We start from the raw sequence: 15,264 nt of genomic DNA on the forward strand, positions 1-15,264 counted from the left end.
GGTTTTTGGTGGGGGTCAAGGGGTAAAATTAAAAAATTTTAATATTTTTTTAAGTTTCTGATTTTTATAGAAAAATAATTGTCAAAAAATTTACCATAATTACCAGCCCCACTATCGCCTCAAGCTCCTTACCCAAACGAGCGGACTTGTGGCGGTATGTAATGACAGTGTGGGAGTGTTTGGCAAGCAAAGGTAAGCATAGTGCCAATGCCCACGCCCTATCACCAAAGACAACAGCGTGATAGCCATAGCACATCATCGCCCCATATAAAAGGACGAGATAACCCACAATACGGTAGCGACCCAACACAATGGCAAGCGTTGTCTTACCACTTGTGCGGTCGGTGTCGGTATCTCGCAGATTATTGATGTACAGCACACAGGCGGACAACAGTCCCACACCTGTGGCGATGATGAGATTTTGGGCGATGTCCACTCTGCCCGTTTGTAGATAATAACCACCAAGCACCGCCACATAGCCAAAGAAAATAAGGACAGCAAGCTCGCCAAGTGCATGATAACCATAAGGTTTTTTGCCCATGGTGTAGCCCAAGGCTCCTAAAATCGACACCGCCCCAGGCCAAAAAACAGCACGATTTGATAAACCGTTAAAGGACTTAGCCAAATCAGCACCGCCCCTGCCATCATGGTTTGGATAAGCCAAAGGACAAGCCACGCCTGAAACCTGCTTGCCGACACCGCCCCACTGCCAACCAGACGGGTTGGGCTGTCATGATGACGGTCTTGGTCGGTGCCACGAATACCGTCGCCCAAATCATTGGCAAGGTTTGACAAAATCTGTAAAGACAAAGCGGTATAAATGACAAGAATGCACAGAACCCAATTATCCGCCCCAAATCCGCCAAGCGTGCGATACGCCAAGCCCTGGCCCACCCCAAGGCTCATGATGGCGATGGGATAGGTGTGTGGGCGAGTGGCGTGGAAGAATTGGATAATGGACGAGTTGGCAGATGACATGATAAGCCAAGTGGGTTTATGAGTTGGGTTTTAAAGGTATTTAGGCTTTCTCTCGTCTTGCCATAAATGTCGTCCAAAACCCCGACAAGGCATAAATCACACCAATGGCAAGCACGCCCACAGGAATGTCATACAGCACAATACCCATGATAAGCACGCCAATAATTAGCCCAACAAAGGGGATTTTTTGACGGTCAAATTCTTTAAAACTGTAATATTTGACATTGCTCACCATAAGTAGTCCGCAAATCACCGTCCACACCGCACAGATGGTGGCGAGCGTTTGGGGGGTAAGGGTAGCTCCATGGTCTCTTGCCACCATGACGCTTGACGTTACCAAAATCGCCGCCAAAGGACTTGCCAATCCGATAAAGTATTTTTTATCCACCGTGCCAATTTGCACGTTAAATCTTGCCAAGCGAAACGCCGCACAGACACTAAACACAAAGGCACACGCAAGCCCAAACCGCCCAAATTCATGCAAGGCAAAATGATACATGAGTACAGCAGGGGCAAGCCCAAAAGCGATACAGTCGGCAAGACTATCCAACTGCTCACCGAATGGGCTTTGGGCGTTTAAGAGTCGGGCAGCCCGTCCGTCCATACCGTCCAAAATGGCGGATAAAAAAATGGCAAGGCACGCCTTATCAAACCGCCCCTCGCTACTGGCAACGATAGAAAAAAATGCCGAGAGCATGGACGCACTGGTAATAAGATTGGGAATGGGATAGACCCCACGGCTTATCTTTTTTTGATTGCCGTGTTGTTCGGTCTCAACGACTTCAAAGGTAATGCCGTCATGGTCGTCTGGGTCTTTTTGGGAATGTGGGGGCTGGGTTGTCATGGTGTTTTATTTTTAAAATCAATGGACTGTTGTTAATTGTCTCGTATTTTGATATTTGGGCGAATAAATTGCCCTACAAACTTACCCAAACATCAGTTAATTAGCAATTTTTAAAATCACTCCCCAACCAACCATTTAACCACCGCCATGTCGTCCATGCTCATGGCAGGAGCGTCTTTTGGTTTTAGGATTGGGGCGAGCGTTTGTAAAATGGCTTTGGCGTGTTCGTCAAATTGCCAAGGCGGATTGATGATGTGTAGCCCTGTGCCGTTCATGCCCACTGCTACGTCATTGGGGTATAGGTTTAGCTTACAGACAAGCTGACGGCGAATGTCGGTGCGTTTCATTTTTTTATAAAACAGCTCTACCGCCTCTTTATTCTTAATGGGATACCACAGCACAAATGTTCCTGTGGCAAATTTCTTATGACTTGCTACAAGCAAATCTACTAAACGGCTAAAATCCTTATGCTCCTGCTCAAAAGGCGGGTCAAGCAGGATAATGCCACGCTTTTCCTTGGGCGGTAGCACGGCAGGCACACCTTCAAAGGCGTTGCGATGATGAATGCCAATGGGGAGTTGATAAAGCTGATAATTTAGGGCGTCATACTCGTCTGCCACCGCTTCAAAGGCTTCAGCACGCAAGGGAGCGTTGTCCGAATGGTTTTGGGCGTGGTTGGCAATCCACCAAGGCGAACCTGGGTAGACGTGCTTATCATAGGTTTTGCGAGCGGTGTCAAGGTCTAATAGATACTGGGCAATGGCTTTTGGCGGTGTGCCAAGGTCGGCATTTTCTAAGGCACGAATGCCCTTGCCCGCCTCGCCTGTTTTGGTCGCCTCATCGCTTTCCAAGGAATACAGCCCACGTCCGCCATAAGCATCAAGCACATAAAAGGGCTTGGCTTTGGCACTAAATTGGGCGAGCAGTTGGAGTAATAAAATGTGTTTGGCAACGTCAGCGAAATTGCCTGCGTGGTAGGCGTGTTTGTAATTCATGGGAAAATGCGTGTAATTTTAAATGACTTATGGTAGCATAACTCACGATTTTTGGCTATTTTTTATTTTCATTCTCGTTTTCATCGGCTTTATCAGTCGGATTATTTAAAAAATTTAAAAACTTCTTTAAATTCACTCGAAACAAAAACGGCATGCCAAACCACGCAATCATCGCCAAAAACAGGCTCATGTAGAATGCCACCGCCCAACCCTTAATTGCCATGGCAAAAGCAAATGCGAGCAGTCCCATGCCCACCACCAAAATCATCTTTAAAATACCCTTTTGAATAATGCGATAGCGACCCAAAATGAACAGATGATACAAACTTATCGGCATGGACAAGCCAATCAGTACATAGGGCAGGTAATGAAACGCCCAATACACCACCCCACTGTCTTTGAACGTCGCCATGCTCGCCAACGTGCCAAACACACAAAAACACACAATCGCCCCATAGCCCAAATACACGCTGACATTGGCAAGCCCCATCGCTTGCGTGATGACTTGGATGATTTTCTGATGTTTGGCTTGGGGGTTGGATTGGGCTGGGTTGGGGGCGTGGCTATCCATGTGTGTCCTTTTATTTGTGTGGTTTTGGGCTGGGATTTGTCTAATTTTGATACTTAATAAAATTGCACGCCCTAATCTTTGCCTTTTTGCTCATTATCATGATAACTGCCGACATAGCGGGCAAGCTCTGGCGAGTTGAAATAACCATCAACCAACAAGCACGCCGAGACATCATCAATCGGGTCTCGCTCGTGCTTTATCCAGCCACGCTCCCACGCCATCATGCGAGCTTCGTGCGACGACAGGCGCTCGTCATACATATACACCTGCACAGGCAAATGGCGTTCGCCCAGACGGTGTGCCAGACGGCGAGCGAATTTAGCCGCTCGTTTAGAAAGCATGGAATCAGTGCCGTCCATGTTAAGCGGTAAGCCGACCACCACCACATCAATCCGCCACTGCTCAATGATGCCCAGTAGATTATCCCAATCGGGCTGTCCGTTGTCCATCGCCAAAATGTCAAAGGGGCGTGCATCTGCCGTGAGCGTGTTGCCCAGTGCCATGCCCATTTTTTTGACGCCAAAATCTAGGGCTAAAATCAAAGTCGGTGTTGTCATGAAATTCCTATTATTTTGGCAAATTAAAAAAATTGGTCGCAGGTAAAGCAAAATTGACTTTTTAACTTTTAAAACATCACGTTTAAAAATCAAGCAAATCCTGTGGTCAAGGTAAATTTATCAGGGTCAATGCCCAGTTTGTCATAAGCCAACATCAATCTGTCTTCAAACTTCGCCCGAAACAATATCTCCAAATCAGCAGGGCAAACCAACCAGTCCTGCTCGCTTATCTCCTGCTCCAACTGCCCTGCCGTCCAGTTACAAAACCCCATGCAAAGCAAAAAGTGGGGCAAGCTGTCGCCTGATATCAGACTTAGCACGTCTTTACTGGTCGTGATACATACGTTCTCGCCCACCGCAAACGATGACGCAAACTCGGGCAGTCCTGTGTGTAGCACAAAACCTGCTTCGGGGCGGATAAAGCCCCCATGCATGGCAGGGGTGTTCATCGCCTTTTGGCTGGCGGGCAAATCAAGCTCGTGTAGCAAACCGCCCACCGAAGCACTAAGAGGCTTATTAATCATAAATCCCCACGCCCCGTCAGTGCTGTGGCGACAGATATAAATCAATGCGTCAGCAAAGCGTTCATCAGGCATGGACGGACTGGGCAATAAAAAATGATGCGTCAAGTTGGAAAATTTTTTCAAATCAGCTCGCTTGGGGATGTCATTATCATTAAGGTCAATATGGGGCAAAATCGCCATTTTACAAGGTTTGTGGGTGGTAAATGGCACATCATCACAATTTGTCTATCAATCACGCCTTTTTGGGATAAATTATTTAACAAAACAAAATGTGTGATATTTATGGGTTTAGATGACATCATAAAGTAGTGGCAAAACATATGCTTTTTTAGGAAAAATGACTGTATAATTAGAGCGTGCCTACCATTGATAACATTTTTATAAAATAAGATGAAAATTTGGTAAGCTCTATCAATTTTTGCATGAAAAATGGCTATCCGACCACTTAATTTAAAAAGTTAAGTTAAAATCTTAAAATTTACCCAGTTAAGTGGTCGGATTGTGGCTCAAAGGCGAAAACTTGCTTGATAGATAGAATGACTGTCAATCTACGTTTTTTCCTTGAAAAACGGGCGATTTCTCCTATTTTTCACTGCAAATACCAAAGGCAGGCACGCCCTAAGTCTTTATCAACCCGAGCCAGTTTTATGTTTAAAATGAGTTTTTACCACATCATCTCTTGGTCTTTGTTCTTTATCATATGGGTAGCGGTCTATATGACTTGGTCGGGTCGTGGATTACCGCCAGAGAATGAATTGCAATACATCACAGGCAACATCAAAGCCGTTGTGGTATCACGCTCACCCAAACAAGACATACATCACATACAAATCACCAATCCCCAAACCAAACAATCGTTGGTTGTGGCATGCGGTTATTCTGTTGTGCCAAAAATCGCCATGAGCGACTGTGTTTTGGCAAAGGAATTACCACGCAAGGACATCACCATTGGCTACTATCATCAGCCATCTGTGCTTTGGTTTAAAAATGACATACCGCAAATGGCTGTTATAAAAACCAATAATACACAAGATAGCATTAATGGCAATTATTCATACAATTCAATCCAAACAAAATATCGGTATTTAATCTTATATCTGTTGGCGTGGCGATATTTTTGAGTGCAGTGTGTTTGTTTGATATTATTTTTAAAAAAAGCCTAAAAATTAATCCTGCTCTCGACTTGATATAAGTCATTGATTTATCAAGGGCGAATTGCAATTCGCCCCTACAACCCAAAAATAATTGCTTGATAATCAATAATTTACCACTTTAAAGATTTTAAATTAAGGCAAAAGTATAATTAATCAGTTTGTTTGCATCTTGAATCTTTACTGCATTTTGACTTTATTGATATCATCAAGCAAGCCCTTGACATGAGCCCGAGTCGCTTCGGTGATGTTCACGCCACCTGACATGCGTGCTAGCTCATCAATCTGTCTGTCGCCTGTGATGATGGACAAATGGCTCATCGTCTGCTCGCCATGCTCTTTGTGCACCAAGATATGACGGTGTGCCGCCGCCGCAACCTGTGCTTGGTGTGTGATGGCAAAAAGTTGCTGATGGTCGCCCAAACTTCTTAGTAGCTCGCCCACCACCTGAGCTGTACCACCACTGATACCCACGTCCACTTCATCAAACACCAAGGTCGGGCGTGTCTCTTGATTCACGCCTGCACTCATGACCTGCATGATGAGAGCCATGCGAGACAGCTCGCCCCCTGACGCCACTTTGTGTAGCGGTTGCATGGGCATGCCGACATTGGCACTAAACATGAGAGCGATGTCAAACATCCCGCTACCACCATACTGATGTGGCTCTTTGGGGCTAAACTCAAAGAGACAGCTGGCGTTCGGCAGGGCAAGTGCCGACAGGCGATGAGCCAGTTCATCAGCGATTTGTGGGGCGATTTTGGTGCGTTCGTGATGCAGTTTGTCCGCCACACTCACATACTCATCCCATGCCCCTGCCACCTGCTCATCCATGGTCTCGTTATCAGGCAGGCTCTCTAATTTTTCCAGCTCCGCCTGCCACTGCCCTGCCTGTGCGGTCAACTCATCTGTGGTCGTGTGGTATTTTTTGGCAAAGCGATGAGCCAGCCCCATGAGATTATTAAGCTCGTCCAGTCGCTCTTCGTCAGGCAGTGACTGCTCGGCATAGTCCATAAGCCGTGCCACCGCGTCATCTATCTGCTCGGACGCTTGGGTAAGTAGCTCGCTACACTCGGCGAACACTCGGCTTTTGTCCGATAAGTTATCACAGATTTTTAGACTACGTGCCAACAGACCCGACACACTCATCTCGTCATTGTCTAGGTGCGTGACCGCTTGCAGTGCTGACTGCATGAGATTTTCAAGGTTGGACAGCTCATCATACTCTTGCTCTATCTCGCCAATATCCACCGCCATGAGTGGCTCAATGTCGCTTAGGCGTGATGACAAAAGTGCCATCCGGTCGGCACGCTGAGTGGACATGGCACGAGCGTCATCGGCTTCTTTTTTTAGGCGTTGGTATGTCCCAAAAGCGTCTTTGGTCGCTGATTTTAGGGCGTGCAAGCCCCCCACATCATCTAGCCAATCGATAACAAACTGCGGTTTTAGCAGTTCAAGCCCTGCATGCTGTGAGTGGATATTAACCAAAACACTGCCCAGTGATTTTAGTTCGCTAAGGCTCGCTGGCACGCCATTTATCCATGATTTTGAACGTCCGTTGGCACTGATTTTACGGCGGATGAGCAGTGTGTCCTCTTCTAGCTCTCGCTCATGCTCGGCAAACCACTGGCTCACTTTATCATTATCAGTCACATCAAACTCGCCAAACACCGACGCTTCACTCTCGCCAAAACGCACCATGCCAGCATCAGCTCGTCCGCCCACACACAGCGATAAAGCATCCAATATCAAAGACTTACCTGCACCCGTCTCGCCCGTGATGACATTAAAACGCTCATCAAAGACGATTTCATGGTGCTTAATCAAAGCCAAATTATCTAAGGTTAGGGCTGTTAGCATGAATGTTCCATTATAAGTATGAATCGTTGCGATATTTTAGCACAATCGGGACTTATTTGGATAATTTGGTCGGGTAAACCATCAAATCCTAAAATATTTTTTCCGCCCCCTTGTATCTTGGCAATTATCATTTATAATATCATCTTATATATTTATTAAGGTTAATAATAATGAGTACTACCCTACGCCAGCTAAAAGCCTTTGTGCTTGTCGCTGAGCAAAACAGTTTTACCAAGGCTGCCGAGACACTGTGCCTGACCCAATCCGCCCTAAGCGGTCTGATTAAGGAATTAGAACAAAATCTTGATGTCAAACTCTTTGACCGCACCACACGCAAACTACACCTATCAGATGCAGGTTCACGGCTACTGCCACAGGCTCGGCGAGTACTCAACGAGATGTCGGTACTCAACGAAAAAGTCAATAACCTAAAATCGCTACACCAAGGACACGTCCGCCTTGCCGTCTCTCAGCAGTTGTCTGCGTCCACCATGCCCAAATTTGTCGCTAAATTCTGTGAGTTATACCCCAACATTCAGGTCACGCTCACCGACTGCTCGGTGGATAATGTGGTTGAGCATATTGAGAACCTAGAAGCCGATTTGGGGGTCGCCCCCGAGCGTCCTTATTCTGACGATTTGAATGTGGATGTGCTGTTTAGCTCACCTTTTTATCTGGTGCTACCACCAAATCACCCCTTTGCCCAAAAAGATGAAATTACATGGACGGACTTGCTTGATGAAAAGCTCATCACTCTAAACGGACCTTTTATCAAAAGTCTACAAAACGAACTTCCCAATAACATTTCAAGTCGTATCTTTAACCCCGATTTTGAGATTAATTTTCTCTCAACCGCCCTTGGCATGACCCGAATGGGACTTGGGGTGACGTTATGCCTGCTCTACGCTGCCGAATGGGTTGAGCTATACGGGCTGGTCATGCGACCCATCAGCGAGCCTGTGGTGGAACGCAAGTTTTTACTCTACACCCACAAAAACCGCTCGCTGTCGCCTGCCGCTCTTGCCTTTAAGGAATTTTTGATTAATAACGCTGGGGATTTTTTGGTCAGTAAGCCCAAGGCGGTATAGAACAAGGCGGTATAGAATGAGTTGAAAAATATAAGTCTTGACTTATCATTTTGGTAAGGGGATAAATCTTGTACACCGTTTAATGACCGAGCATTTTACCGAATGGCTGATAAATCTAAGTCAAAAGCAAACAAGAAAGCGTGGCTTATGACCTAAAAAGACAGGTCATTTTGCTGTGTGCAGGCGACAAAACAGGCGACAAACGTTTTTATCAACGCATGATACCCCTTGCCGAAGGTATTTATGGCGAATACTTAAAGGATAATGAGCTATGAAAACTTACAAAACTCTAGCCGACCACATGGCAAGCCTGCCTACCGAACGCCGTAACAAGATAGAACAGCGAGTTGCCGACACTTTGGTTGGTATCCGTCTAAGCGAGCTTCGCAAAAATGCCAAACTCACCCAAGCCGAGCTTGCCGACAAAATTGGCGTGTCCCAATCCGCCATTTGCCAAATGGAAAGTGCCGACAACCCCGAATACGCCATTATCAAAAAATACGTCCAAGCCCTAGGCGGAAAGCTCATTGTTGAGATTGATGGTAAGCAGTCGGTGTTATTTGGCTGATAAACGTATCTCCAAAAACAACAAAATTTCCCCACAACCGCCTGATTTTGCGTTATACTGACACAGTTTTTTATCCACAACAACAAAGGTATTTGTTATGTTTGAACACGTTACCCCCTATGCTGGCGACCCGATTTTGGGTCTCATGGACAAATTTGCAGGTGACCCACGAGGCGACATCAAGGTAAACCTTGGCGTGGGCGTGTACTACACCGAAGACGGCAAATTGCCCGTCCTAGAATGCGTCAAAACCGCTGAAGGACGTATCGCAAGCCCACCTCGTCCCCGTGGCTACTTGCCGATGGACGGTTTGGCAGGTTACAAAAAAGCGTGCCAAGAGCTACTGTTTGGCAAAGACAGTCAGGTCGTCAAAGACGGGCGAGTTGCCACGATTGCCACTTTGGGCGGGTCTGGTGCCTTAAAAGTCGGAGCGGACTTTATCCACGAATGGTTTCCCAATGCCAAATGCTATGTATCCGACCCAACATGGGGCAACCACATCAGCATTTTTGAAGGGGCGGGACTAGAAGTTGGCAAATACCCCTACTATGACGGAGCGACCATTGGCGTCAAATTTGACGAAATGTGTGCGTTCTTAAACACCCTAAACGAAAATGACGTGGTGCTACTACACCCCTGTTGCCACAACCCCACAGGCGTGGATTTGTCAAACGAGCAATGGGATAGCGTGCTTGACATCATCAAAGACAAAAAACTCATCCCCTTTATGGACATCGCCTATCAAGGCTTTGGCGATGACATGGACGGCGATGCGTACGCCATTCGCCTAGCGGTAGAAAAAGGCTTGAGCGTGTTTGTGTCGAATTCTTTCTCCAAAAACCTATCGCTCTATGGCGAGCGTGTTGGCGGTCTGTCGGTGGTTGCCCCCACCAAAGAAGAAGCAGACGTTGTGCTTGGGCAATTAAAATTCACCGTTCGCCGCATCTATTCTAGCCCACCGTCTCACGGTAATGCGGTGGTGGATACTGTGATGAACGATGATGAATTGTTCAATCAATGGGTTGGCGAGGTCTACGAGATGCGAGACCGTATCCGCCAAATGCGTCAAAAGCTCCAAGACGTCTTGACCGAAAAATTGCCTGAGCGTGATTTTAGCTACTTTACCAAACAGCGTGGTATGTTTAGCTTTACAGGACTAACCGCCCCGCAGGTTATCCGCTTGCGTGATGAGTTTGCCATTTATATGGTAGAAAACGGGCGTATGTGTATCGCAGGGCTAAATAACGCCAACGTGGAATATGTCGCAAACAGCATGGCAGAAGTGCTAAAATAATCAGCTTGCCATAAAAACCGCTCCGTGATTTCGGGGCGGTTTTAGTTTATCCTATTTTGACCGTTAGTCACGCAAATAATGCTCAAACACTGCCCCAAAGTCATACTGGCGAATGGCATTTAGGCGTTCGTTATAGCCTGCTTCCACTTTTTGCACGGTTTGATTGATGACGGTAGGCAAGCTCATAATCACCGCCTCTGGCACGTCTTTTAAATTAAACATGCCTGTTACCGTCTCAAAGGTCTTCTCTAACACCATCTCATCATGGCGGATTGCCTGACAACGCTCGGCAATGGCAGTCAATGCCTTATAAATGTCTCGCACACCTTCAATTTAGCTTTTGTCAATGTCAATGCTAAACGCCAACCACCCAAATGAAACTTTAATTCCACGTCCAAATCCATCGTCCCTGCTGTCTCAATGGAGACTTGACTTGGGGCAAAATAACGATAAGGATAGCGTTTTAGCGTACGTTTTTTGCTCGTGGCGGACTGCCCGTCTAAATGGATAAAGGCGGTGTTGGTAAAGCAGTATTCGTCCATTTTTGATTTGATGACAAAATAAATCCGTTCATTATCTTCATGAAAAATATAGTCATCAATGTCGGTTTGGTTAAACTGGCTAGGCGGTATGATTTTGCCAATATCAGATAAGCCAAGAGCGTCTGAGGCGAAGTTTTTGAACATGAGTTTTTCCTTTTTAGATGGATTTAAAACAAGCCCATTTATTGTAGCACAAGAATTTTTTTATTTTAAAAGACAATCGTGTTAAAAGATGTTGATTGGGTTTTTATTGGCTTATGGTGCGGTCGTATTTGTAATTACGCCCAAAAACGATTAAAATAGCCCCTTTTGCCACATCGGCAGGTTATCAAGGTTTATTTATGTCAAAATCCCCTTCGGTCTTTGGCGGGGCGATGATTATCGCAGGCACCGCCATTGGGGCGGGCATGCTCGCCAATCCTACCGCCACGGCAGGCGTGTGGTTCTCATGGTCGCTGTTGGTGTTCGCCTACACTTGGCTTTGTATGTACGCATCGGGTCTTATGATATTAGAAGCCAGCACTACATTCCCCCCGAGTGCCAACCTTGCAACCATCGTCAAATCCTTGCTCGGCAAAGGCTGGAACACCATCAATAGCCTATCGCTCGTCTTTGTGCTGTATATCCTGCTCTACGCCTACATCACCAGTGGCGGGGGTTTGACCGCCAATCATCTGTCTGCCTTGACAGGCACGGACATCGCCCCACGCCTAGGTTCGCTCATCATCAGCATACTGTTTGCGGTGTTTGTGTGGCTCTCAACTCGGGTCGTGGACAGAGTGGCAAGCGTACTGATGATTGGCATGATAGTCAGCTTTTTTATCTCCGCCTTTGGCATGATGTCATCGGTTAGTCTAGATACGCTCTTTGACACTCACGCCCCGACTGGCACGGCTTACACGCCCTACATCTGGGTGGCATTGTCCACGGTGCTTGTATCTTTTGGCTATCATATCGGCGTGCCAAGCATGGTCAAATACTTTGGGGGCGACACCGCCAAAGTCGCCAAATCGGTCTTGATAGGCACACTCATGGCACTCGGGTTTTATCTGCTGTGGCAAATGGTCGTCCAAGGCAACCTACCACGCACCGATTTTGCCCCCGTCATCGCCAAAGATGGCGATGTGGCAACGCTACTAGGGGCGATTGGCAAATCGGGCTTTATCGGCACCATGTTGGGGGCATTTGCTTACATGGCATTGACCAGTTCCTTTTTGGGCGTAGCGTTGGGATTGTTTGACTTTTTGAGTGATTTTTTTGGGTTTGGCGATGACAAGACAGGGCGAGCCTATGCGGTGGCGGTGGTGTTCTTACCGCCTTTGGTGCTAAGTCTGATTGCACCATTTGGCTTTACAACCGCCATTGGCTTTGCAGGTCTTGCCTTGACCGTGTGGGGTGTCATCGTCCCTGCCCTACTTGCCAAGGCTCACCGCCAAAAGCACCCTGATAGCACCTACCGAGCCTTTGGCGGTCAGTTTATGATTTATTTTGTCATCGTCTTTGGCATAATAAACATCATCGCCCAAATTGGCGGTTATTTGGGCATGGTACCAAGTTTTGGCGGATAGATTGGTAAAGTTAAATCAGACAAGGATGTTTGGTTTTAAAACAAAACTCACACCCCACAAAAAGCCCCGCATCTCCGCAGGGCTTTTGATTTTATCTTAATTTTAATGTCATGAGTGATAACACCACAAGGATAATACATACAATCCAAAAACGTATCACAACCTTAGTTTCTTTTAGCCCCATTTCTTCAAAATGGTGGTGCAAAGGTGCCATCAAAAAGACCCGTTTTTTACGCAGTTTGTACGAGCCGACTTGGATAATGACCGACAAAGCTTCCATGACAAAAATACCGCCCATCAGGATAAAGGCAATCTCCTGACGTGTCATCACCGCAATCGTGCCAAGCATACCGCCTAGGCTCAACGCCCCCACATCGCCCATAAACACCTCGGCAGGGGCGGCGTTGTACCACAAAAAGCCCAAACACGCCCCAATCATGGACGCACACACCACGACCACTTCGCTGTTATAAGCGATATACGGCACGGACAGATAGTTCGCCCATGCCACATGACCCGACACATAAGCAAACACCCCAAGCCCTGCCGACACCAGCACCACAGGCAAGGCGACCAAGCCGTCCAAGCCGTCTGTTAAGTTGACTGCATTGGACGTACCATTAATGGCAAAATAGGTGAGCGTAATAAAGCCAAGCCCAAAGGGTATGGCAGACAAGGGAATGTACAGATTTTTAAAGGCAGGAATAAGCAAATCCTGCATAGCGTGCATGGTGGTGGGGTTTTGTTGTAAAGAGATATAGTAAAGCGACCCACCAGCGAGCAACGCTCCCACCGACAACCAAAAGTATTTCTTTTTGGCGACCAAGCCTTGGGGGTTTTTGTGCTTGATTTTTAGCCAGTCATCACGCCAGCCGACCGCCCCAAAGATGACCATGACCGCCATCAAAATCCATACATAAGGGTTTGTCAAATTTGCCCACAGCAAAGTAGAAATCCCAATGGCAAACAAAATCAGCACACCACCCATCGTTGGCGTGCCTTGCTTGACAAGGTGCGTTTTTGGGCCGTCCGTGCGTACCGCTTGACCGTATTTTAGGTTACGCAGGTAGGCGATGACAGGCTTGCCCGCCATAAGTACAATCGCCATGCTCGTCATGACCGCAAGCAAGCTCCTTAGCCCCAAAGACGCAATGGTCTGGCGATACAAAATGTCAAAATAATCAATGAGCCAATATAACATCGTTTACTCGCTTACAGGTTGGGTTAAATCGTGAATCAAAGTTTCCATTGCCATAAATCTTGACCCTTTAAACAGCATTGCCCAATTTTCGCCAGTGTTAATCGTGGACAAAATTTCTTGGGTGACTTGGGATTTATCGTTAAAATGCACGCAATTAATCCCTGCTTTTTGGGCGGGGTCAAAAGTGTTTTTCATCAATTTGCCAACACAAATCAGCTTATCCACACCAATTTCTCCAATTTGCTCGCCAAGCGACTGATGTTCGGCAACTGCGTCATCGCCCAATTCGCCAATGTCGCCAATGATCATTAAGGTTTTGTCATAAGCATTTTCATCAAGAAATTTTTGGGCATTTAGCACTTTCAACCCTGCAATCATCGCAGGGACATTGGCGTTATAAGTGTCGTCAATGATTAAGTGGTTGTTAAACGGTTTAAAATTTAAGCGACCTTTGGCGGGTTTGGCGTTGTTTAAGCCGTTTACGATTAACTCCAAATCCAGCCCCAACGCAAGCGAACACGCCACCGCCGACAAAGCATTTGCCACATTATGCTCGCCTGCAAAAGGGAGCAAAACTTCGCCTTCGTCAAATTCGTCCACCGCCAAATTTACCACCAAATTAAAACCAACCTTGTCCGCCAAGACCTCCACATCGTCAGCAAAGACATCGCCCATTACCTGTACAAAGTCTAATTTGTCAAGCTCGGCTTGCTCAGCTTCACTTAGTTTGGAAAAATCCATCGCTTCACGAGGTGGGACATTTTTTTCGCCTGTGGTTAAAATTTGAGCGGTAAATTTGCCGGCTTCATTTGCTAAAATTTCAAAAAATTCATCGCCATAAGGTAGCACCGCCACGCCATTTTCATTTAACCCTTGAAAAATCTCGGCTTTGGTTTTGGCAATGTTTTCCCGACCGCCAAACTCGCCCAAATGGGCCGTACCAATGTTAAGCACGCACGCAACATCAGGCGACACAAGGCGTGTGGTATAAGCAATTTCACCAATATGGTTCGCCCCAAGCTCCATCACGGCAAATTGATGTTCGTCGCACAATTCTAATAACATCATCGGCACGCCCAAATCGTTGTTCAAATTCCCCCTTGTAATCAAGGTGGGGGCGAGTTGATTTAGGATACTGCCCAGCATTTCTTTGGTGGTGGTCTTGCCAGACGAGCCTGTCAGGGCAATCACAGTAAGATTGGGGTGAACATCACGGCGGTATTTGCCTAAAAGCCCGAGTGCCTTTTTGCTGTCGCCTGTGATAAGCTGGGGCAAGTCGCTTTCTACTTTTTCATTGACAATCGCCAGTACCGCCCCTTTTTCAAGAGCGGCATTCACAAATTCGTGTCCGTCAAAATTATCGCCTTTAATTGCCAAAAAAATATCGCCTGCGTTTATCGTGCGAGTGTCGGTGGTAATTTTGGTGCTTTGGGCGGTAAACGCACCGTACCAAGTGGGGGTTAATTCGCTTAAAGCGGTATTTAAATTGTCAAATTGCCAGATATAGGGGGTCATTTTGTTGC

18 protein-coding genes are annotated in these 15,264 nt (G+C 46.7%); 6 read left to right on the forward strand and 12 right to left on the reverse strand.

What is annotated here, in order from left to right:
• Positions 1 to 64 precede the first annotated feature (64 nt).
• The 7 genes from menA to B0182_RS03555 form a co-directional block, all read right to left on the reverse strand.
• Entirely contained in the window at positions 65 to 541 is a 477-nt protein-coding gene (menA, locus tag B0182_RS03530; protein WP_158079612.1) for a 1,4-dihydroxy-2-naphthoate octaprenyltransferase, read from the reverse strand.
• Between the two features lie 17 nt (positions 542 to 558).
• The gene (locus B0182_RS13825) at positions 559 to 978 is read right to left on the reverse strand and encodes a prenyltransferase (protein WP_143821654.1); all 420 of its coding nucleotides are present in this window, start codon (positions 976 to 978) and stop codon (positions 559 to 561) included.
• A gap of 40 nt (positions 979 to 1,018) precedes the next feature.
• Positions 1,019 to 1,822: a CDP-diacylglycerol--serine O-phosphatidyltransferase gene (pssA, locus tag B0182_RS03535; protein ID WP_078273619.1), complete on the reverse strand. Its 804-nt coding sequence runs from the start codon at positions 1,820 to 1,822 to the stop codon at positions 1,019 to 1,021.
• A gap of 116 nt (positions 1,823 to 1,938) precedes the next feature.
• Entirely contained in the window at positions 1,939 to 2,817 is an 879-nt protein-coding gene (locus B0182_RS03540) for a 23S rRNA (adenine(2030)-N(6))-methyltransferase RlmJ (RefSeq protein WP_078273620.1), read from the reverse strand.
• Positions 2,818 to 2,872: 55 nt separating this feature from the next.
• Entirely contained in the window at positions 2,873 to 3,388 is a 516-nt protein-coding gene (locus tag B0182_RS03545) for a hypothetical protein (protein WP_244893641.1), read from the reverse strand.
• A 71-nt stretch (positions 3,389 to 3,459) separates the two neighbouring features.
• Positions 3,460 to 3,945 carry a Holliday junction resolvase RuvX gene (ruvX, locus tag B0182_RS03550; RefSeq protein WP_078273621.1) on the reverse strand — a complete coding sequence of 162 codons (486 nt, stop codon included), beginning with the start codon at positions 3,943 to 3,945 and terminating at the stop codon, positions 3,460 to 3,462.
• A gap of 89 nt (positions 3,946 to 4,034) precedes the next feature.
• Positions 4,035 to 4,541 (reverse strand): YqgE/AlgH family protein, encoded by a 507-nt coding sequence (locus tag B0182_RS03555; protein WP_228157862.1) that lies wholly within the window; start codon positions 4,539 to 4,541, stop codon positions 4,035 to 4,037.
• Positions 4,542 to 5,005: 464 nt separating this feature from the next.
• Here B0182_RS03555 and B0182_RS03560 point away from each other — a divergent pair, with 464 nt between their 5' ends.
• Positions 5,006 to 5,590, forward strand: coding sequence for a hypothetical protein (locus tag B0182_RS03560; protein WP_143821655.1), 585 nt, complete (start codon positions 5,006 to 5,008; stop codon positions 5,588 to 5,590).
• 210 nt (positions 5,591 to 5,800) lie between these two features.
• Here B0182_RS03560 and recN read toward each other — a convergent pair whose 3' ends face one another.
• On the reverse strand, positions 5,801 to 7,480 hold the full coding sequence (gene recN, locus B0182_RS03565) for a DNA repair protein RecN (protein WP_078273624.1): 1,680 nt from the start codon (positions 7,478 to 7,480) through the stop codon (positions 5,801 to 5,803).
• A 170-nt stretch (positions 7,481 to 7,650) separates the two neighbouring features.
• On the opposite strand from recN, the gene B0182_RS03570 reads away from it, so the two are divergent.
• The 4 genes from B0182_RS03570 to B0182_RS03580 all read left to right on the forward strand — a co-directional run bounded on the left by B0182_RS03570 (position 7,651) and on the right by B0182_RS03580 (position 10,430).
• Entirely contained in the window at positions 7,651 to 8,568 is a 918-nt protein-coding gene (locus B0182_RS03570; protein ID WP_078273625.1) for a LysR family transcriptional regulator, read from the forward strand.
• 140 nt (positions 8,569 to 8,708) lie between these two features.
• Positions 8,709 to 8,843 carry a type II toxin-antitoxin system RelE/ParE family toxin gene (locus tag B0182_RS13830; protein ID WP_115368807.1) on the forward strand — a complete coding sequence of 45 codons (135 nt, stop codon included), beginning with the start codon at positions 8,709 to 8,711 and terminating at the stop codon, positions 8,841 to 8,843.
• The gene (locus tag B0182_RS03575; protein WP_078273626.1) at positions 8,840 to 9,136 is read left to right on the forward strand and encodes a helix-turn-helix domain-containing protein; all 297 of its coding nucleotides are present in this window, start codon (positions 8,840 to 8,842) and stop codon (positions 9,134 to 9,136) included. The genes B0182_RS13830 and B0182_RS03575 overlap by 4 nt, the downstream gene beginning before the upstream one ends.
• A gap of 97 nt (positions 9,137 to 9,233) precedes the next feature.
• Entirely contained in the window at positions 9,234 to 10,430 is a 1,197-nt protein-coding gene (locus B0182_RS03580) for an amino acid aminotransferase (protein WP_078273627.1), read from the forward strand.
• Between the two features lie 63 nt (positions 10,431 to 10,493).
• Here the strand turns inward: B0182_RS03580 and B0182_RS14515 are convergent, their stop codons facing one another.
• Both B0182_RS14515 and B0182_RS14520 read right to left on the reverse strand, forming a co-directional pair.
• Positions 10,494 to 10,754, reverse strand: a complete 261-nt coding sequence (locus tag B0182_RS14515) for a hypothetical protein (protein ID WP_078273628.1) — start codon at positions 10,752 to 10,754, stop codon at positions 10,494 to 10,496.
• Positions 10,730 to 11,116: a PH domain-containing protein gene (locus tag B0182_RS14520; RefSeq protein ID WP_228157724.1), complete on the reverse strand. Its 387-nt coding sequence runs from the start codon at positions 11,114 to 11,116 to the stop codon at positions 10,730 to 10,732. The genes B0182_RS14515 and B0182_RS14520 overlap by 25 nt, the downstream gene beginning before the upstream one ends.
• Positions 11,117 to 11,313: 197 nt before the next feature.
• Here B0182_RS14520 and B0182_RS03595 point away from each other — a divergent pair, with 197 nt between their 5' ends.
• Positions 11,314 to 12,540 (forward strand): aromatic amino acid transporter, encoded by a 1,227-nt coding sequence (locus B0182_RS03595; RefSeq protein WP_078273629.1) that lies wholly within the window; start codon positions 11,314 to 11,316, stop codon positions 12,538 to 12,540.
• 91 nt (positions 12,541 to 12,631) lie between these two features.
• Here the strand turns inward: B0182_RS03595 and mraY are convergent, their stop codons facing one another.
• A complete protein-coding gene (gene mraY, locus B0182_RS03600) occupies positions 12,632 to 13,741 on the reverse strand; it encodes a phospho-N-acetylmuramoyl-pentapeptide-transferase (protein WP_078273630.1) in 1,110 nt (369 codons plus the stop codon).
• Between the two features lie 3 nt (positions 13,742 to 13,744).
• The gene (locus tag B0182_RS03605; protein ID WP_078273631.1) at positions 13,745 to 15,256 is read right to left on the reverse strand and encodes a UDP-N-acetylmuramoyl-tripeptide--D-alanyl-D-alanine ligase; all 1,512 of its coding nucleotides are present in this window, start codon (positions 15,254 to 15,256) and stop codon (positions 13,745 to 13,747) included.
• Positions 15,257 to 15,264: the final 8 nt, after the last annotated feature.

The organism is Moraxella bovis (genome assembly GCF_002014975.1).
GTDB lineage: Bacteria > Pseudomonadota > Gammaproteobacteria > Pseudomonadales > Moraxellaceae > Moraxella > Moraxella bovis.